Origin of the sequence: Companilactobacillus sp. FL22-1, assembly GCF_043951805.1 — a bacterium.
Classification (GTDB): Bacteria; Bacillota; Bacilli; order Lactobacillales; family Lactobacillaceae; genus Companilactobacillus.
Genome location: NZ_JBINJY010000005.1, coordinates 58,452 through 79,023 on the forward strand (window position 1 = coordinate 58,452; position 20,572 = coordinate 79,023).

The 20,572-nt window shown below is 38.5% G+C and carries 19 protein-coding genes; 1 reads left to right on the plus strand and 18 read right to left on the minus strand.

The window, feature by feature from the left end; translation table 11 throughout:
• Positions 1-2 precede the first annotated feature (2 nt).
• The 10 genes from pstA to ACG72T_RS05325 all read right to left on the minus strand — a co-directional run bounded on the left by pstA (position 3) and on the right by ACG72T_RS05325 (position 11,461).
• The gene (gene pstA, locus ACG72T_RS05280) at positions 3-890 is read right to left on the minus strand and encodes a phosphate ABC transporter permease PstA (RefSeq protein ID WP_395265100.1); all 888 of its coding nucleotides are present in this window, start codon (positions 888-890) and stop codon (positions 3-5) included.
• Complete coding sequence (gene pstC, locus ACG72T_RS05285) at positions 890-1,810, minus strand: phosphate ABC transporter permease subunit PstC (protein ID WP_395265101.1); 921 nt, start codon at positions 1,808-1,810, stop codon at positions 890-892. Before pstC ends, pstA begins: the two co-directional genes overlap by 1 nt.
• 1 nt (position 1,811) lies before the next feature.
• Positions 1,812-2,645, minus strand: coding sequence for a phosphate ABC transporter substrate-binding protein PstS family protein (locus ACG72T_RS05290; RefSeq protein WP_395265242.1), 834 nt, complete (start codon positions 2,643-2,645; stop codon positions 1,812-1,814).
• A 139-nt stretch (positions 2,646-2,784) separates the two neighbouring features.
• Entirely contained in the window at positions 2,785-4,434 is a 1,650-nt protein-coding gene (locus ACG72T_RS05295) for a sensor histidine kinase (protein WP_395265102.1), read from the minus strand.
• Positions 4,435-4,436: 2 nt separating this feature from the next.
• Complete coding sequence (locus tag ACG72T_RS05300) at positions 4,437-5,102, minus strand: response regulator transcription factor (RefSeq protein ID WP_395265103.1); 666 nt, start codon at positions 5,100-5,102, stop codon at positions 4,437-4,439.
• Positions 5,099-6,215 (minus strand): peptide chain release factor 2 gene (prfB, locus tag ACG72T_RS05305; RefSeq protein ID WP_395265104.1). Its coding sequence is split into 2 segments (ribosomal slippage): positions 5,099-6,142 and positions 6,144-6,215, totalling 1,116 coding nucleotides; the frame shifts between segments, so codons are not numbered across the junction. The genes ACG72T_RS05300 and prfB overlap by 4 nt, the downstream gene beginning before the upstream one ends.
• Positions 6,216-6,255: 40 nt before the next feature.
• Positions 6,256-8,616 (minus strand): preprotein translocase subunit SecA, encoded by a 2,361-nt coding sequence (gene secA, locus ACG72T_RS05310; protein WP_395265105.1) that lies wholly within the window; start codon positions 8,614-8,616, stop codon positions 6,256-6,258.
• A 213-nt stretch (positions 8,617-8,829) separates the two neighbouring features.
• Positions 8,830-9,378: a ribosome hibernation-promoting factor, HPF/YfiA family gene (gene hpf / locus ACG72T_RS05315; RefSeq protein WP_395265106.1), complete on the minus strand. Its 549-nt coding sequence runs from the start codon at positions 9,376-9,378 to the stop codon at positions 8,830-8,832.
• 96 nt (positions 9,379-9,474) lie between these two features.
• On the minus strand, positions 9,475-10,155 hold the full coding sequence (locus ACG72T_RS05320) for a ComF family protein (protein ID WP_395265107.1): 681 nt from the start codon (positions 10,153-10,155) through the stop codon (positions 9,475-9,477).
• Positions 10,142-11,461 (minus strand): DEAD/DEAH box helicase, encoded by a 1,320-nt coding sequence (locus tag ACG72T_RS05325; RefSeq protein WP_395265108.1) that lies wholly within the window; start codon positions 11,459-11,461, stop codon positions 10,142-10,144. The genes ACG72T_RS05320 and ACG72T_RS05325 overlap by 14 nt, the downstream gene beginning before the upstream one ends.
• A 30-nt stretch (positions 11,462-11,491) precedes the next feature.
• On the opposite strand from ACG72T_RS05325, the gene ACG72T_RS05330 reads away from it, so the two are divergent.
• The gene (locus ACG72T_RS05330; RefSeq protein WP_395265109.1) at positions 11,492-12,130 is read left to right on the plus strand and encodes a YigZ family protein; all 639 of its coding nucleotides are present in this window, start codon (positions 11,492-11,494) and stop codon (positions 12,128-12,130) included.
• 197 nt (positions 12,131-12,327) lie between these two features.
• Here ACG72T_RS05330 and ACG72T_RS05335 read toward each other — a convergent pair whose 3' ends face one another.
• The 8 genes from ACG72T_RS05335 to yfmH all read right to left on the minus strand — a co-directional run bounded on the left by ACG72T_RS05335 (position 12,328) and on the right by yfmH (position 20,572).
• Complete coding sequence (locus tag ACG72T_RS05335) at positions 12,328-13,413, minus strand: glycosyltransferase family 4 protein (protein WP_395265110.1); 1,086 nt, start codon at positions 13,411-13,413, stop codon at positions 12,328-12,330.
• Between the two features lie 116 nt (positions 13,414-13,529).
• Positions 13,530-15,095 carry a ribonuclease Y gene (gene rny / locus ACG72T_RS05340; RefSeq protein WP_395265111.1) on the minus strand — a complete coding sequence of 522 codons (1,566 nt, stop codon included), beginning with the start codon at positions 15,093-15,095 and terminating at the stop codon, positions 13,530-13,532.
• Positions 15,096-15,245: 150 nt separating this feature from the next.
• A complete protein-coding gene (recA, locus tag ACG72T_RS05345) occupies positions 15,246-16,376 on the minus strand; it encodes a recombinase RecA (RefSeq protein WP_395265112.1) in 1,131 nt (376 codons plus the stop codon).
• 88 nt (positions 16,377-16,464) lie between these two features.
• Complete coding sequence (locus ACG72T_RS05350; protein WP_395265113.1) at positions 16,465-17,007, minus strand: CinA family protein; 543 nt, start codon at positions 17,005-17,007, stop codon at positions 16,465-16,467.
• Positions 17,008-17,030: 23 nt separating this feature from the next.
• Positions 17,031-17,615: a CDP-diacylglycerol--glycerol-3-phosphate 3-phosphatidyltransferase gene (gene pgsA / locus ACG72T_RS05355; protein WP_395265114.1), complete on the minus strand. Its 585-nt coding sequence runs from the start codon at positions 17,613-17,615 to the stop codon at positions 17,031-17,033.
• A gap of 81 nt (positions 17,616-17,696) precedes the next feature.
• Positions 17,697-18,542 carry a RodZ domain-containing protein gene (locus ACG72T_RS05360; RefSeq protein ID WP_395265116.1) on the minus strand — a complete coding sequence of 282 codons (846 nt, stop codon included), beginning with the start codon at positions 18,540-18,542 and terminating at the stop codon, positions 17,697-17,699.
• Between the two features lie 65 nt (positions 18,543-18,607).
• Positions 18,608-19,330 carry an elongation factor P 5-aminopentanone reductase gene (gene ymfI, locus ACG72T_RS05365; RefSeq protein WP_395265117.1) on the minus strand — a complete coding sequence of 241 codons (723 nt, stop codon included), beginning with the start codon at positions 19,328-19,330 and terminating at the stop codon, positions 18,608-18,610.
• Between the two features lie 3 nt (positions 19,331-19,333).
• Complete coding sequence (gene yfmH, locus ACG72T_RS05370; RefSeq protein ID WP_395265118.1) at positions 19,334-20,572, minus strand: EF-P 5-aminopentanol modification-associated protein YfmH; 1,239 nt, start codon at positions 20,570-20,572, stop codon at positions 19,334-19,336.

Here is a 20,572-nt window from a genome sequence, read left to right on the forward strand (position 1 = left end):
CACTATTCACCCGTCATTCTCTTATAAACTAAATTACCAATGTATCTAGAAAGTAAATTGAAAATCAATACCGCAATGATCAAAACTGCTGAAGCACCCGCTGACACTTGTACTGCATCAGGAATCAATCCTTCCGAGTTAACTTTCCAAATATGTACCGCCAAAGTTTCAGCTGGTCTCATCAAGTTTAACGGACTCGTAATGCTGAAAACATTGAAATTGGTAAAGTCTAGTGGAGGTGCACTCTGACCTGCGGTATAGATCAAGGCAGCAGCCTCACCAAAAACTCTACCAGCACCAATGATCATACCAGTAATAATACCTGGCAAACCATCAGGAATAATAACGTGAATAACAGTTTCCCATTTTGAAAGTCCTAAGGCTAAACCGGCCTCACGTTGAGATTGTGGTACTGATTGCAAGGAATCTTCAACATTTCTTGTCAAAATTGGCAAGTTGAAAACCGTCAGCGTTAAAGCACCAGACAAAATTGAAAAACCAAATTTGAAACTAATTACAAAGATCAAGAATCCAAATAGTCCCACAACGATCGATGGCAATGAACTCAAAACTTCAATCGAAACACGGATCAAATCGACGAATTTATTTTTACCAGCGTATTCTGATAAATAAATCCCCGCACAGATTGAAATGGGAATTGAGATCAACATCGATAAAATCAATAAGAAAAACGAGTTGAACAATTGAATGCCGACACCGCTACCGGCTTGGAACGCTTTAGATCCTGAGGTGAGAAAATGCCAATTAACATAGCGTAGTCCGCTACCTAGAATATATATCAACAACCCGGCCAGAATCAAAACAATGATTCCAGACATAAAGTAAATTACGCCTGTTGCAATTTTATCTTTAGTTTTTTCATTGAACATTAAAATTCACCTCGCTTAGCAATTCTTCTGATAACGAAGTTGAATAGCAATGACATCAATAATAGTAATAAAGCCAATGACCAAAGCGCATTGTTTGGTGTTGAACCCATAATTGTATTACCCATATTCATTGTTAAGACACTTGTTAAAGTCGATGATGGTGAGACTAAATTTTGTGGCAACAGCATCGCATTACCGATAACCATTTGAACAGCTAAGGCTTCACCAAAAGCACGAGCCATACCAAAAACAACCGCCGTCAACAATCCCGGTGTTGAAGCTCTCAAAACAACTTTAGAGATTGTTTGCCATCTGGTTGCGCCTAAAGCCAATGAAGCTTCACGATAATAACGTGGCACTGCTCTTAGTGCATCAACTGACATCGAAGTGATCGTTGGTAAAATCATAATAAAGAGGACAAATGATCCAGCTAAAATACCAAAACCACTACCTCCAGCAAAACTTCTGACAAATGGCACGATGATCGTTAAACCGAAGAATCCATAAACTACAGATGGGATTCCGACCAATAATTCGATAACGGGCTGTAAAATTTTTCGACCCCATTTAGGCGAAATTTCAGTCATGAAAATAGCCGCTGCAATGGCAAATGGTGTACCGATCAATGCTGCAATCAAGGTAACCGCAAATGAGCCGACGATCATTGGAGCTGCCCCGACAATTGGATGCCCAGCACTATCTAACTTACTAGGTGACCAAACCGAGTGCGTCAAAAAGTTGATTGGATTGACGCCATCCTTAATGAAAATAATTAAACCTCGGGAAGCAATGAACCCAATAATCGTAATAACTAACAACACAATAATGGCTGTAAAACTAAAAGAAATAATTTTACCGCGAGTTTCTCGTTTAGCTGAGACTGATTTCTTAGTTAAACTCTCTCTAATTGGATCTTTCAAATTACTTTGCCCCCTTTGAAACCGGCGTTACATTGCCTTTATAATCCTTTTGATACTTCATACTATTGATTGGTACGTAATTCATTTTCTTAACTACATTCTCTTGGACATGTTCAGTCATAATAAAATCAAGAAATTGCTTAGTCATACCAGTTGGTTTGCCATTGGTATATAAATGTTCGTATGACCAGATCTTCCAGCGATTATTCTCAATATTTTCAATTGTTGGTTCAACGCCATTGACCTTAATGGTTTTGACTGAACTATTTAAATAAGGCATCGCTAAATAGCTGATCGAACCTCTGGTATTATTAACGATCTGACGTACCATTCCACTGGAATCTTGCTCTTGAGAGCGCACGAACGGAGTTCCGTTCATAACATCACTTTCAAAGGATGCTCGAGTCCCGGAACCATCAGCACGGTTAATGATCGTAATTGGCAAATCTTGACCGCCAACTTCTTTCCAATTTTTAACTTGACCAGAGAAAATCTGTCTCAATTGAGTAATTGTTAAGGACTTAATCTTAACGTCTTTATTTACGACGGGAATCATGCCGACTGCAGCTATTCGATGATCGACAAGTTTGCTAGCATCAATATCTTTTTTCTGTTCAGCGTAAAGATCAGAATTACCGATATTAACGGCTCCTTGTTGAATCTGACTCAGTCCTGTACCTGTCCCGCCACCTTGAACGTTGACATATTCGTTCGGATTATCCTTGGTGAACTCTTCCCCGGCAAGTTCCACTAATGGTTGGGCTGCTGATGAACCTACAGCCGTAATCGTCTCTTGGCTTCCGCTGCCCTTGCAACCACTCAAAATCAATACCATGGGGATCACAACTGCAATTAATGCGACAAGTCTTCTTTTCAATGTCCTCACCTCTATCCAACTAGCATAGTACAACAATGTATATTTTTTGTATAAAAATAGCCACAACAAAATAAAATAATTTGTTGCGGCATTTTTATTATAGTGGTATGTCGACTGTGAAAGTTGTGCCTAGACCTTTATGAGATTCTATGCGAATATCGCCATCTAATGTATCCAAGGTTTCCTTTACGATAGCCAATCCAAGCCCGGTACCACCAGTCTCCAAACTTCTAGACCGGTCAACACGATAGAAACGTTCGAAGATTCTTCCTTGATCTTCTTCCGATATACCGATTCCAGTATCTTTAATAATAAACTTGATTCGGTTCTCAATTTCATCATGATGTACTTCGATATCGATCTCACCGTGCTCTTTGTTATAAGAAATAGCATTTTTGATCAAATTACGAAATACCAGATTGATCTTTTCTCGATTAGCAGTCACTTCAGGATTACCGGCATATTCTTGCTTGACCTTCAAATCATGTTTCTTAATTGCTAAGGATTGACGTTCCAAAATATGATTTATATCATCATGCAAATTGAAAATCGTCGCCTTTTCGGTGTCGCGTCGAACCTTGGACAATGACAGAATATCTTGAATCAAATCTGACAGACGAACACTTTCGCTGTGGATAATTTCCAAGAAATGTTCAGCCTTTTTAGGATCGTCTTTGGCACCATTCAGCAAGGTCTCTGAGAAGCCTTCGATCGAAGTAACAGGCGTCTTTAGTTCGTGACTGACATTGTTGACGAAGTCGACTTGCATTCTTTCAATCTGTCGGCTTTCTGTCAAATCATACAAGATAACTAAAACTTGTTGATCAAAGTCTTCACGTGAGTGAATCAAACGAATTACGTTGACATCAACATACTTTTGAGAATTACCAACTAATTGAATCTCACGGTGGTGATTCTTATTCTTTCTCAAAGTATGCTCGATCATTCGACTTAAACTATAAGTTTTAACATCTTCAATGAACGGATGAATATCATTTGAAATATTGACATCCAATAAACTAGACATGGCCTGATTATGCATCAAGACATCCCCTTGAGAATTCAAGAGCATGACACCGATTGGCAAGTGTCCCACCAAACCTCTGAAGCGGCGCTCACGCAATCTAACATCATCTCGAAGGTCATTGATATCCATACTGATCTTATTAGTCTGTTCAACCAAACCATAAAGTTCATCGTCTGGAGCTAGAATAATCGATGCCATCTCTTTATTCTTGCGAACCCGACGCAGATTTTCTGTTACGCTCTTGATATCGTTACTCAATTTTTGACGCTTGCGGTAATAGAACAAGATCACCGAATCAGTAATCAAAAAGTACATCAAAGTAATGATCACAAAAGTCATCGGACTTTGACTCCAGAGACGATCATATTCTTTAGCTACGATATGACGTTGCGTCCCCGACATGAAGTACATGGTTCTAGTATTCAGCGTTGAATCGGTCACATAATCTTTGCCTGGAGCCGTACGGCCGTTATGATACATGTCATAAGCCTTTTGTTGCATCTTGGTATTTTCCTTCGATGTATCAACATAAGTTAGGCCAGCTATTTTTGCTGCCTGCGCCGGTTCATGGTTTTTCTTCAATTCTTGATAAGAAACAGTTTCTTCGGTAAACATATCATTTTGTGAGTTGCTCAAAATACTATCTGAAAAAGTCACAATAATGAGAAAGACAGCGATCGAAATTAATATAGCAACTATTGGTCCTAATCTTTTTTTCATCGTTATACCTCTAAAATATAACCGAATCCGTGCACGGTTTTAATTATTTGTGGGTCTTTAGTATCCTGTTCAATTTTATCACGGAGGTGGCTGATTTGAATATCAACCATCCGCATTTGAGAATTGGAGTCTACGCCCCAAACATTGTCAAATATTTGCTCCCTGGAGACGACAATCCCTTTATTTCTAATCAGATATTCCAACAATTCATATTCTTTTTTCGTTAACGGAATCTCTTGACCATCCATTACTAAACTCTTCACATCGGTATTGAGTTCAAACGACTGATGAACTTCTTCATGAGATGTTCGTCTCAAAACCACTTTGATGCGAGCTAATAACTCTTTGATACTGAAAGGTTTAGTAACGTAATCGTCAGCTCCACTGATCAAACCTTCGATTTTATTCTCTTCGGTATCTACTGCGGTTAAAAAGATCACTGGAGTTAAATTACCAGCCTTACGCATCTTTTTTAACATCTCAATGCCGCTCAGCTTTGGCAACATTTGATCCAAAAGAATCAGGTCAAACTTCTCATCGGTCGCCTTATCTAACGCCATTTGTCCATCAACGGCTGTTGAAACTTGATAATCATTGTCTTCAAGATTATATTCAATCAGTTCTAAGATTGCTGGTTCATCGTCAACAACTAAAATTTTCTTCTTCATTGCTGTTTGACCCCTTGTAGTTTCCATTGAAGATAGGCATAAATAAATGGATCTAAATCCCCGTCCATAACGGCTTGACCATTGCTAGTCGAGTAATTCGAGCGATGATCTTTGACCATCGTATATGGATGGAAAACATATGATCTAATTTGCGATCCCCAACCGATATCTAATTGTTCCCCTTGAATCTCAGCATGTTTCTTAGCTTGTTCTTCCTGCTCACGTTGGAAAAGTTTAGCCTTCAGCATGTTCATAGCTGTTTCACGGTTTTGTAGCTGCGACCGTTGTGCCTGTGAACTAACGACGATGCCGGTTGGCAAATGAGTAATTCGAACCGCTGAAGAAGTTTTATTGATATGTTGTCCACCAGCTCCAGAAGATCTGAATACATCAACCCGCAAATCATCATCGTTGATTTCGACATGAATGCTGTCGTCTAGTTCTGGCATCACATCAACGGAGGCAAAAGAAGTATGCCGTCTTCCGGCTGAGTCAAACGGCGAGATTCTCACTAGCCGATGAACCCCTCTTTCAGAACGTAACAATCCGTATGCATTCTTTCCTTGAATCATCATTGAGACACTCTTGATCCCAGCTTCTTCACCTGGTTGATAATCTTCAATTTCAACGCTGAAGTTGTGCTGGTCAGCCCATCTCTGATACATCCGCAACAACATTGAACCCCAATCTTGAGATTCAGTTCCGCCCGCACCAGGGTGAATTTCTAAGATTGCATTATGAGAATCATATGGTTCGGATAACAACATCATTAACTCATATGAACGAAGTTTTTCAGCCAATTTATCCGAATCGTCCACCAATTGATCCATCAATTCTGCTTCCGGATCTTCTTGATACAATTCAGCTAAAACTTGCAGATTCTCTAATCCTTCGCTCAAAGCCTTGAAGTTATCATATTTATCTTTGAGTTCATTGGTAGAATCAATCAATTGTTGAGCTTTTTCATGATCATCCCAAAAACCATTTTCCGTCATTTTAGCTTCATTTTCAGCAATACTTTCTTCCAGACTCTCTAAGTCAAAGAGACCCCCTGAATTGCTTTATTTTATTCTCCATTTCGGAGATCCTATTTCTAATTTCACCGAATTCCATTTAATCACCCTTATAAAAAAAGCCGGCCAATGGCCAGCTTTTATCTTTCCATATTTTGTCTGATCTCAGCCTTCATGAATAATCTTGTTACATCATATTCAATATCTGAAACCATCTCTTCGAACATACGATACCCTTCTTCTTGGTATTCAACTAATGGATTCAATTGTCCGTAGCCACGTAGACCAATTGATTGACGTAGTTGATCCATTGCATCGATATGATCTGTCCAGTGCTCGTCGACCACTCTAAGAATAACAACTTTTTCAAATTCTAGCATCTGTGAAGGGTCGCCAAGTTGATCTTTCTTTTGTTCGTAGTTCTTGTGAACAAAGTCCATCAAATAATTAACGATTTCTTCTTGAGATTTAAGTTGTAAGTCAACAACATCGATTTGATCATCACCGACTAAGGCAGCTTTAGCAAAATCAACGATAGCATCTAGTTCCCAGTCTTCTTTTTTACCAGTTGTATGAACGTCGACTTGTGCCTTAATAGTTCTTTCGATCATTGGAAGCAAGACGCGATCAAGATCTTTGTCTTCTGTAATAACTTCCATTCTTTCTTTATAAATAACTTCACGTTGTTCACGCATAACATCATCGTATTGCAAAGTATTCTTACGAGTATCGTAGTTATTACCTTCAACACGTTTTTGAGCGGACTCAACTTGACGAGTCATCATACGGCTTTGAATAACGGCGTCGTCATCTTCAACCTTCAAAGCTTTCAAGACACGTTTGATTCGATCAGAACCAAAACGCTTCATCAAGTCATCTTCTAGTGACATGTAGAATTGAGTTACACCAGGATCACCTTGACGACCTGAACGTCCACGAAGCTGATTATCAATACGACGAGATTCATGACGTTCTGTACCAATAACGCAGAGGCCACCTAATTCTCTAACTCCAGGTCCTAATTTAATATCAGTACCACGACCAGCCATATTAGTAGCAATTGTAACGGCGCCACGTTGACCGGCATTCATAACGATTTCAGCTTCCTTGGCATGGTTCTTAGCATTCAAGACAGCGTGAGGAATACCTTCTTTATCGAGCAATTTAGAAAGATATTCTGAAGATTCAACCGCAACTGTACCAACCAATAAAGGTTGACCTTTGGCGTGGCGTTTCTTGATTTCTTCAACAACGGCAGCAAATTTACTCTTCAATGTAGGGTAAAGTACATCATCCTTGTCATCACGGATAACTGGCTTGTTAGTTGGAATTGAGATAACTTCCATGTTATAGATTTCTCTAAATTCTTCTGCTTCAGTTTTAGCAGTACCAGTCATACCAGCCAACTTATCATACATACGGAAGAAGTTTTGGTAAGTGATGTTAGCCATAGTCTTAGTTTCATCTTGGATCTCTACGCCTTCTTTAGCTTCAATAGCTTGGTGTAGTCCATCAGAATAACGACGACCATCCATAACACGACCAGTAAATTGATCAACAATCTTAACTTCGCCTTCTTGAACCACGTAGTCAATATTCAAACTCATGATGTAATTAGCACGCAAGGCTTGGTCCAAATGGTGATTCAAAACGGTATTATCAATATCGTACAAGTTATCAAGGCCAAAGTAATCTTCAGCTTTTCTGATTCCAGTTTCTGTCAAACTGATTGACTTAGTTGGCCAATCGATCTTGTAATCGTCTTTTTCAAGAGTTTTAGCAAAACGGTCAGCACGAACGTACATTGCAGTTGACTTTTCAGCTGCACCAGAAATGATCAATGGTGTTCTAGCCTCATCGATCAAAATTGAATCGACCTCATCGACAATTGCATAGTGCAATGGACGTTGAACCATTTGTTCTTTGTAAACGACCATGTTGTCACGCAAATAATCGAAACCTAATTCACTGTTAGTTGAATAAGTGATATCGCAGTTATAAGCCGCACGCTTTTCTTCTGGGTCCATACTATTGACGTTCAAGCCAACAGTTAAACCTAGCCAGTTGTATAACTCACCCATTTGTTTAGCATCACGTCCAGAAAGGTATTCGTTAACTGTAACAACGTGAACACCCTTTCCATCAAGCGCATTTAAGTAAACTGGCAAAGTAGCTGTCAAAGTTTTACCTTCACCAGTTTTCATTTCAGCAATATTTCCTTCATGTAAAGTAATACCACCAATTATTTGAACTCTAAATGGATACAATCCAAGAACTCTCTTTGCACCTTCACGAGCAGTAGCAAATGCTTCTGGCAAAATATCGTCTAATGTTTCGCCCTTTGCTAGTCTTTCTTTAAATTCAGGAGTCTTAGCTTTGAGCTCGTCATCTGAAAGTTTGCTGTAAGCATCAGCATAGCTTTCAACCTTATCGGCAATTTTGCCCATACGTTTAACTTCTCTTTTATCGCTTTCGACCCATCTTCTTAGTGGATTTGCCATTATAATATATCTCTCCTAAGTGTTATAAACATACTCTTAATAGTAGCATTTTTTTTTCAACATTTAAACTTAATATCTATTTAATTAGACTTCTCAGGATTACAATGATACACCAATTTTCACTTCTTTGTGTTAAAAATGCTTTACAATCACTTTCCTGAGAACAAAAAAAGCCGAGACACATAAATGTCTCAGCTAAAAAATTTTGTAATTTTATTCATTTGTTTCAATCAAACCATATTTACCATCATTACGTTTATAAACGATGCTTGCACCATTTGTTTCTGAATCTTCAAAGATAAAGAATTGGTGACCGAGCATTTCCATTTGTAGAACTGCTTCTTCAGCATCCATTGGTTTCAATGATAGACGCTTTGTTCTAACAATTTGTGACTCGTCTTCTTCGGTGTCGCTTGGTGTGATGTCATCTAATGGAACATCCTTTAGACTGCCACCTTCACGGCTCTTACGGTTGACACGTGTCTTGAATTTCTTAACTTGTCTTTCAAGCTTGTCAACAACTAGATCGATTCCCGCATACAGATCATCGTTTAGTTCCTCAGCTCTTAATGTGATGTATGGCAATGGAATTGTTACTTCAACCTTTGTACCTTTTGAAGGGTATGTTTTCAAGTTTACATGTGCAATTGGATTACTGTCATCACTGAAATACTTTTCCATCTTGGAAATTCTCTTCTCGACATATTCGCGAATTGATGAAGTTACTTCAATATTTTCACCACGTACATTAATAGTTAACATAATAATCTCTCCTTCCGACGATAGGAAATTAAAGAGCTCTCTTACATCTCTTTAGTGTAATTATAATATTCTTAAGGAAATATGACAACGTTTCCATTACCTCGATAATGAAAAGGTGGATATTTTCTCAAACCCAGCCTGCCTGAATATCTCTCGGGCATGCATCAAAGTCCGACCAGTCGTGTATATATCGTCCAAGATCAAAATACTTTTAGTGGTTTTGATTTGCTTAAGATTTGGTAAAGACGAGAAAGTTTGTGGTGTCCTCAAACGCTCCAAACGATTCTTTTGAGCCTGCGGTTTATCGGCATCCGCCTTTACTAAAAGTGGCTGTAATTCAAAAATGGCAGCGTACAATTCATAAACCGGATCAAAGCCTCTGGTCTGCAGATGTCCGGGACTGGCGGGAATATATGTCACTACATCAAAGTGATGCTGCAGAGACCAATTTTTAATATCTTGAAAAAATAATCGTGCCAACAAGACATCGCCATATCGTTTATACAGCTTGAAGTAGCTGTGTATGAACTGATTATACTCAAACAAAGCATAATGGCAATTGATTACCTGATACTTTTCTTCCCAAATTTTACAATCTTGACAGACTTCACTGGCATTGGGTTTCATGCAACGAAGACAATTATCCCGATTTATCAACGGCGCCAACTGTTGTCGACAGCGATCACAAATATATTGAGGAGTTATTTCATGCCATAAAAAAATTTCTGCAAGTGATAAATTGCGTTGGATAAAAGCTCCACAGTTAAGACATTCCATGTTTTGCCTCACTATTTAAAAAATGAATTTCTCGGTTAGCTTGACGGATCTGTTCGTTATAGTATTGATAATAAAAATGCACCTCATCATCAAAAGCTTCCTTATCCCGGCCAGCCCGTCCCGCAATTTGAATCAAGGCCGTCTTGGAAAACTCCTTTGCCTGAGCATCAAGCACCATGACTGTGATCTTTTTGAAAGTCACGCCCCGTTCCAAAATGGTAGTCGTCAAAATCGCTTGAACTTCTTGCTTGCGAAATTTTTGAACTTTTTCTAACCGTTGTGGATCTTTTGAAGAAACATCGACAAAGTTCAATTGCGGATATAGTTTGGTTAACGTTTTGGCAAACTTTTTCATTTGCGGAATTTGCGGAAAAAAAAGCATAAAACGCTGGTTATTTTTGATCAGATAATTGAGTTTAAGCCGTAGTCGTGGATTAATACCTAAAAAATATGGACTTTTTAAGAGCAAATGACCATGAGGTTCGGGCAGTGGGTGACCGTGGAATCTTTGATATAATTTAGAGATGGAAATTTTTTGCTGCTGAACTAGTTGTAATAACTCTTTGGGTGGTGTCGCTGATAGATAAACGATTATTCCTTGTGATTTTTTAGCTTTCTTAATTGCCAGATGTAGCATTTCATCCCCAGCTAGTGGAAATGAATCGACTTCATCAACGATCAAGACATCGAAAGCTTTTTCAAAACGAACCAACTGATGAATCGTCGCAACCATAATTTGGGTCAAAAAATACTTTTGCTCACTCTGTCCATGAAATAGTCCAATCGAAGTATTAGGAAAGGCCGCTTGAATCCGTGGGAATAATTCAATACAGACATCGATTCGAGGCGAGCATATTGCAACTCGTTGGTTATTGATCAAAGCCTGTTCAATCAGTGGAAAAATCATCTCCGTCTTACCAGCTCCTGTCACCGCCCAGACCAAATGATCACGGTGGTGCTGGTAAGCCGAAATAAGCTCACTGACGCCCTTCTTCTGATTAGTGGTCAATTGACCATGCCATGCTAAATAACGCCCTTGGCGGGGGAATTTTAGCTCTGTGGGCGTAATCAGTAACCGTTCATCAATTTGAATCTTGCCCAGATTGATACAATGCCGACAATACTGATGATCTATCGGTAACTTTTGAATTGCCATTAGGCACCGCCGACAAAATAGTTTATTATTCTTTTTAAAAGTCGCCGCCACGATTTTGCCGCCGTCATGGCAGAGTTGTTGCATATCTTCAGGCGATATATCAGTGGTTTTGATTATCCGCCCACCTAAATAACTATTTAATTTGTCCATAACTAAAACTACGTAAAGGAGAACTCATTTTTGCAAAACTATAAAACTATTGCCAAAACTGGTAGTCATGAAAAAATTATCAAAAAGTCACGCTTCATCGCTCATGTTGCTCAAACTTTTTCGGAAAAAGAAGCTAATGACTTCATTCAACAAATTCGTACAAAAGAAGCTAATGCAACTCACAATTGCACAGCTTTTATCGTGCAAGAAAACGTCTTGATCGAGCGGATGTCGGACGATGGTGAACCTAGTGGTACTGCCGGCCCTCCAATTTTGAACGTTTTACAGCAACAAAATTTGCAAAATGTTGCCGTAGTTGTGACTCGTTACTTTGGTGGCATCAAGTTAGGTGCTGGTGGCCTAATTAGAGCATATTCCTCCACTACAGCTGAAGCGATCAAGGAAATCGGCCTTGTTGAAAACCGTATCCAACAAGGTTATGAACTAACCATTCCTTATCACTTATTTGATAAATTCGATAACTATGCCCGCAATGAAAAAATCACTTTAGAAAATAAGCAGTTCACCGCTGACGTTAAATGTGAAATTTATTTAGACCTCGATAATTCTGATGAGATGGTTCAAAACATCAAAGATATGTTTCAAAATCAAATTATCCTTAAAGAAACTGAAAAAACTTATAAACAAGTCCCAATTGAGGCTAACTAAAATAACTACTCAAGTGGTTTGGAACACAACTATTTTTCATTAAATAAGCAAGTATCAAGGCAAAACAAAAGCCACCTCTGATTCATAATGTTGAATCAGAGGTGGCTTTATTTTTAGGTTAGAACGTTGATTTTTGTCAGATATAACACCTTTCGGAGTAATCTCTAGAAAAAAAACAGGCGCTATAACGGCGTCTGCTAATCTTTTTTCTCTAATCGTTTCACAAATCTCTGGATAGCTTTTAACAATGGTTGGCGGTTATCACCTAAAAGTCCAATCGATTCGATAAAGAGTTCCAAACCTATTAGGACACCAATCGTCAATAATATGCTGCCCCAGAGCGTGGACAATGGATACAACATTGAAATAAAGGCAAAAACTAAGGACAAACCATAAATAACTAAAACTGTCTGTCGATGAGATAAGCCTAATTGCATCAAACGGTGGTGTAAATGGTGTTTATCAGCTTGCATGATAGGTTTCTTATTCAACAGCCGTCTCAAAATTGCATAGACGGTATCGGTAATTGGCACTCCCATGATAACTACTGGCATCAACAAAGTAATAAAGGTAACGTTCTTCAAACCCTTTAAGGAGAAAACTGCCATCATAAAGCCAATGAACAGTGATCCTGTATCACCTAAGAAAATACTTGCTGGATGGAAATTGTGAGGCAAGAACCCTACTAAAGCTGCTACTAAGGCAAAAATCCAAATTGCCACGTAGACATTAGTCATGTTTAAGAAGAAGTAAGCCATGACTCCCATAGTAAACAACGCAATGATTGAAACCCCTGTGGCCAAACCATCAAGTCCATCAATCAAATTGACCGCATTAGTAATCGCTATGATCCAAATAATCGTAATGGGCAAACTCCACCATCCTAGTTGGAAAGAACCGATAATCGGCAAAGTAACTTCATTCATTCTAATTCCAGCTAGGAAATAAATTACTAAAGCTGCGGCCAAAATACCACCTAGTTTAGCTTTCGGTGATAGCTCACGGATATCATCGATAATCCCCGTTAAAATAATGATACATTCAGCTAAGAAAACACTAAATAATTCATGTGTTGGAAATTGTTCCCGTAATAAGACAAACGTTGAGAAATTAAAGGCCAGAAAGATCGCTAATCCACCCATTGTGGGCATTGGCTTAACATTGACTCTTCGTGCATTGGGTTTATCGACCGCACCCAAAATATATGCTAATTTCACTACGAAAGGAGTTATCACGGCTGAAACAATCATCGTTAAAAATAATTTTACTATTACACTAAACATACCCGACATTTTTAGAAAAACTCACTTTCCATTGATAGAACAATTATACAATACCAAATGATTAATCCAAAAGGAAATTAAAAAAAGAGTGTACCACTCGATACACCCCTCAATAACTATTTAGCTAATTCTACTTTTCTAACCTCACGAACTACTGTAACTTTGATATGACCAGGATATTCAAGGTTATCTTCAATTTCACCTTTCATTTCCCGAGCCAAAATTGCAGCCTGATCATCTGAAATTGCTTCAGGTTTGACCATCACACGAATTTCGTGACCAGCTTGAATTGCATAGCTGTGATCAACACCTTCGTGTTTATTCGCAATCTCTTCAAGTTTCTCAAGTCGATGGATATAGTTCTCCATCGATTCGGATCTTGCACCAGGACGTGATGCTGAAATCGCATCAGCTGCAGCGACAATCGTTGCAATAAATGATGTTGGTTCTACATCCCCATGATGTGAAGCAATCGTATTAATAACTACTTCTGGTTCCTTATACTTAGTTGCGATATCGACACCAATTTCTACGTGTGAACCATCAACCTCGCGATCGATAGCCTTTCCGATATCATGCAATAAACCTGCTCGTTTTGCTAACATAACATCTTCACCCATCTCAGCAGCCATTACAGCGGATAACTTAGCTACTTCAATCGAGTGATTCAAAACATTTTGACCGTAACTCGTACGATATTCCATTCGACCAATAATCTTAATCAAATCTGGATTCATCGAGCTGATACCCAAACTATAAACTGTTTGTTCCCCGACTTCACGAATATGATCATCCATTTCTTTACGTGCCTTATCGACCATTTCCTCGATACGGGCTGGATGAATTCGACCATCTTCAATTAATTTTTCCAATGCCATTCGAGCAATTTCTCTTCTGACAGGATCATAGGCACTCAAAGCAACCGCTTCTGGAGTATCGTCGATAATCAAATCAACTCCTGTAATCGCTTCAATAGTGCGGATATTTCTACCCTCACGACCAATGATTCTCCCCTTCATGTCCTCATTAGGCAATGTCACAGTGGTTACAGTTGATTCAGAAACTGTATCAGCTGCACTTCTTTGAATGGCAGCAACGATCAAAGCCTTAGCGTCTTTTTCAGCACGTTGTTTGGCATGTTCGTCACTTTCTTTGATCATTTTGGCACGTTCATGAACTAATTCTTTATTCAATTGATCCAAAATGATCTTTCTTGCTTCTTCACGAGTTAAATTACTTACTCTTGACAGCTCCGCTTGCTGTTCATTAAGAGTTTCAGTCAATTGTTTATCTTTTTCATCAAGTTTATGTTGTCGTGCTGAAATATTGTTCTCGTTTTTTTCGATATTTTCCTCACGTTTTTCAAGCGATTGGTCTTTTTTATCCAAAATGTCTTGTCGTTCGAGAACTCTATTCTCTTGTTTCTGAACTTCGCGACGACGCTCCTTTAATTCATCCTCTTGCTTTTCGCGATATTGATGAACTTCATCTTTAGCTTCAAGCAAAGTTTCTTTCTTGAGAGACTTTGCAGCTTTTTTTGCGTCTGAAACGATATCCTCAGCAGTTTGTTTTGCTTGTGAAAGTTTTTTCTCGTAAGCGTCTTTACAGAGAGCATATCCGAAAAGGACACCTACGATTAATGTTACTAGAGCGAAAGAGAAGGTTATGATAGCAGGATACATGCCATCACCTCCATATTTGCTTTTAAAAATTTTTGTTTGTAAAACACATATGTTACAGAATTTTTACATACAACTTAATATTATAGAATAAATAGAGCCTGTCAACCAAGAAAAAAGAAAAAAAGAGACTGAATTAGTCTCTTTTTTCAATTATTCAGTTGTTTTATCATCAGATTCTAGATTTAAATCCAAAGCGGCGTCATCTTTTTTGGCGTCTTTTTTCTTTGAATCACTAGTTTTTTCAGTTGTTGATTCAGCATTTTCTTTATCAGCTTCATCTTCAGCTTTTCCATCCATACCATAAGCAGCACGAACTTTTTGTTTGATTTCTTCCATCTTCTCAGGATTCTCTGCTAAATAAGTCTTAGCATTTTCACGACCTTGACCAATCCGTTCATCGCCATATGAATACCATGAACCAGACTTGTCGATAATATCCTTATCAACCGCCATGTCGACTAATTCACCTGTTTGTGAGATTCCGTGACCATACATAATGTCCACTAGTGCAATCTTAAATGGTGGAGCAACTTTGTTCTTTACAACCTTAATTTTAGTTCGGTTACCGATAACGTCAGTACCATCTTTGATTTGTTCTGCACGACGAACTTCTAGACGAATAGTCGAATAGAACTTCAAAGCACGACCACCAGGAGTCGTTTCAGGATTACCGAACATGATTCCGACTTTTTCACGGATTTGATTAATAAAGAGCGCAATTGTTTTGGTCTTATTAATGGAACCTGAAAGCTTACGCAATGCTTGTGACATCAAACGAGCTTGTAATCCAACGTGTGAATCACCCATCTCACCTTCAATTTCAGCACGAGGCACAAGCGCTGCTACTGAATCGACGACAACGATATCGACCGCACCACTGGAAACCAATGCATCGGCAATCTCTAGCCCTTGTTCACCAGTATCTGGCTGTGAAAGCAATAGGTCATCAATATTAACACCCAAGGCGGTGGCGTAGGCTGGGTCCATCGCATTTTCAGCATCAATATAAGCTGCCGTTCCACCTTGCTTTTGGACTTCGGCAACGGCATGCAAAGCAACGGTAGTTTTACCAGAACTTTCGGGACCATATATTTCAACGATTCTACCACGTGGGAATCCACCAACGCCAAGGGCATTATCCAAAGCTAGTGAGCCACTGGATACCGTAGAAATTTGAGTGTTGAGATCATCACCCATTCTCATAATGGCACCCTTACCAAAATCCTTTTCAATTTTCTTTAAGGCCACGTCTAAAGCCTTTTGTCGTTCATCTTTAGCCAAATTGCTTTCCTCCTAATGCATTCATCATTAGATATAATATTAGTTATCCATCAAAAAAGCAAGAAAAAAGCGAACAAATGTTTGTCCGTTATATTATTTCTTGAACGAGAGCAAAACCACAAAGAACTGACTTGTCACGAATAGCCTGTCTTGAGCCAGTGAAATGAAACTCTTTAACGATCTCTTCGTTATTTTTGTTATTGCAGGCACTGATAAAAACTGTGCCAACCGGATTACCTTCTAAGGGATCAGGTCCGGCAACACCAGTAAAACCAACACCAATATCGGCTGACAATTGCTTGGCAGATAGCTGAGCCATGGCTTGAGCGACTGGGGCACTGACGACCGTAAATTGGTCAATCAATTGTGGATCCATCCCCAACAACTGAACCTTAACCGCATCAGCGTAAGTTACAAAACCACCGTCAAACACATTGGATGCACCGGAAACATTAGCAATCGTCGCCTGAAAAAGACCTGCTGTTAAACTTTCAGCGGCTGTGATCTTTAATTTGGCTTGTTTCAATTGCTCAACGACTTGTTCCGGTAAACTTTGATACTTTGCTGGTATACCTTTTTCAAAATCAGTTTCTTCAATACTCTCAAAAATCTCAGCTACTTTATCCGTCATTGCTCTCACTTCCAAATTACGCATTATGATTTAAAAATATCACGACTTTGATAGAAATAATCAGCACCAGAGTAAATGGTGAAGATCAAACAAATATATAAGAAGATTTGACCAATCGGAATATTGATAGCAGAGAAGAAAATATTATGCATCAATAAGAAAATAATTGCCAACATTTGCGTTGTAGTTTTAATTTTACCTGGCATTTGGGCGGCCATAACTTTGCCACCAACTTCTAACACGATTGTTCTAAGTCCAGTTACCGCTAATTCACGGCAGACGATAATAGCAACGACCCAGGCAGGTGCCATTTTGAAACTAACTAGAAAAATAAAAGCGGTCATGACAAGCATTTTATCAGCCAATGTATCCGCAAACTTACCAAAGTTTGAAACCAGATTATATTTACGAGCAATTTTGCCATCTAGTAAATCGGTTAACGAAGCCACAATAAAGACAACTGTTGCTAAAACATGATTTATCGGAATTAAGTCATTTGCTACGTAGATATCCCCCAATCCCGACCAGTTGAAGGCCAAAAGAATAATAAAAATTGGAATTAAGATAATCCGCAACATTGTTAGTTTATTAGGTACATTCCAAACCATTTAAATTTTCCTCCAAAAATTACAAAATTATGTTTTTAAAAAATAATGGTGTCTACCCTAATAAGATTAGACACCATTATTTTATTTTTCAATATTAAATGTCAAAGTTTTAACGATCGTGCTGCCACTTTGAGATTTAGACAAATCAACTGCTTTGCCATCGATTGTGATCTTGGTATTAGTAACGTTACCAGTTTGTACACTGAAAGTAGTTGTGTCACTTGGAACAGTAGTTGACTTCTTCTCACCAGAACTCAAGGCTTGTTGCCAAGTAGTATTTGAGCCTTCACTGAATTGAATCCAGGCTTGACCGCCACTTCCTTCGACTTCAACTTTCAAACCGCTGCTTGGTACATTAGTAACTGTATAAGTACCCTCAGTACTTGTCTCTTTAACCGTAACAGCTGTAGATTTTGTAGTCGTCGACTTCTTAGTCGTTGTTTTCTTAGCTGTAGTCTTCTTGGTACTCTTCTTAGTTGTCTGTGAACTAGTATCCTTAGGAATCGTCACACTCGAAGCACTCTGATTACGATGAACCATGCCAAAGGCAATTACACCGATAATTACTAAAACAACGATACCAACAACAATTTGTGGAATATAATTACTCAAAGTTGTTAAAAATGAGTTTGATTCTTCCTTGATCGTACGAGTCTTTGCCTCTTCAACTCGTGATTCTTGTTTCGGTTGAGAATTAGGGATATCTGCCTTATATTCTTCTAACAAGTCGTCACTAGAAATACCAACAGCATCTGAATATTGCTTGATAAAAGCTCGAACGTAAAAGTCACCAGGAAGGTGATCGAATTGACCTTCTTCAATAGCAATTAAATATCTCTTTTGAATCTTAGTGATTTGTTGTAAATCATCAATTGTGTAACCTTTTTTAATACGTGCATTTCTTAACTTTTGGCCAATTTCGTCCATTATTTACCACCAATTAACTAATTTTTCTAAGTATAACATATATTATCGTCCAACTACTAACGAGCTTATAACAACCAACCACCGGCAAAATAGATCGTTTGTCCGGTCAAATAATTGGATTCGATATTGACAAGGTAACTGACCAAATCAGCTATCTCATCAGGGTTTGCCAACCTATCAGCTGGTATTTCATCTTTAACGCTTGCAAGATCTTCACTGGAAAATTCCTGTGTATTCATCTTGGTATTAACCGCACCCGGAGCGACGACATTAACAGAGATTCCTAATGAAGCCACTTCCTTAGCATAGGTATCCGCAAAAGATGACATGGCACCTTTGACAGTGCTATACACAACTTCCATCGCCGAGCCGATTTTCCCATAGATTGAGCCGATAAAGACGACTCTACCGTGATGCGTCTGTGCTAGCTTATCTTGTAATTGCTTGAGAATTAAAATCGGCAATTTAACATGGATATTCCATAGCGAATCAATTTCTGCTTCGGAGATATCCACCAAGAGTTTGTAGTAAGTATTCCCTTGAGCAAAGACAATTGCATCCAATCCAAAGATCTGTTTTGTCAGATCCGTAACTTGATCGTGCTCCATATCGAATTTAATTGGAATAAAATCCTGTTTTGGATATTTCTGTGCTAACTCTGATTGCAAGTGACTGATCCGTTCACGATTACGATTGTAATGTAAATACAAAGACCAGCCCTTGTCAGCCAGTTGCTTAGCCGTACTCGTTCCAATATCGCCAGAACTTCCCATAACTAAAGCATACATTTTCTACTTCCTATTTGGCAAAAGATTATAGTAGGTACAATTCTTCTCTTGTAAAAACTCATCAGAAATCTTTAAGAGGTCCGCCTTTTTGATGTCGGAGATCATATGAATCAGTTCCAAATAATCGACATCATAAAAGTACAATTCCGCCATTTGATTTGCGATTGCCTCGGGTGAATTTTGTGCAAACAAGTAGGAACCGATGGCATCGCGCTTGATTCTTTCAAATTTAGCATCTGACAAAACTTCTTTTAAATTATCATAAGAAAGATGATTGCGTAAATATTCTTGAAATTCTTCAGGATTATTTGTTGACCCACTAATTATGATAAAACAATAGTTATTTTCTGCAACAACATTATAAGAAAAACTATCATCAATTAAATTCAAGCGGCTCATTTCTTGATAGTTTTTGGAAGATTCACCAATCAAAGTTTCCATAACCATATTCATTTCAAATTGCTTTTTAACCAGGTCATAGCCTGACATATCAGTATCGATCCGAATTCCAAAGGCTGACCGAGCTTGACTGATATCCATCGTCTCAGCGCCGCCTGCACCGATTGCAGCAAATTTGTGGAAAGTTTTTTCTTGAGGTTGAGAAACTGAATGAAAATCTGAATTTTCAACAATATTTACAACTTTTTCAAAATCAACATCCCCGACCAAGGCGATGTTCATATTATCTGAGCGATAGTTTTGTTGATAAGTTGCCAGCAAATTATCACGATTGATCAGTTGCAACGATTCACTCGATCCAGCAATATCTTCAGCAATAGGATCTCCAGGATAAAGTTGGCTCAAAATACGTTGTTCAAGTACCCATTCTGGCATATCCAAGTACATCTGGATCTCTTGATCGATAATCCCCCGTTCAGAGGCAACATTTTCATCCGTGAAATAAGGATGCTGAATTAAATCCAACAAGATTCTCAAATTATCATATGGATTTTCCAAAGTTTGGAAGAGGTAACCTGTCTTGGTATAACTTGTGTAAGCATTAGAATTAGCTCCATACTGGGCAAACTTCTCAGAAATATCATAACCAGGCTTTGCAAAAAGCTTATGTTCGATAAAATGAGCAATTCCTGCTGGCAGTTCTTCCGAGCCTAGTTTTGTATCAACTGAACCAAAATTGGTCATCGCTAAACCATAGACTTGGCTAAAACCAGCCAGAGGCACGACACTGATCTGCATACCATTGGCCAGTTTTTTTGTTTGTGCTTCTAATTTCTCTGTCAT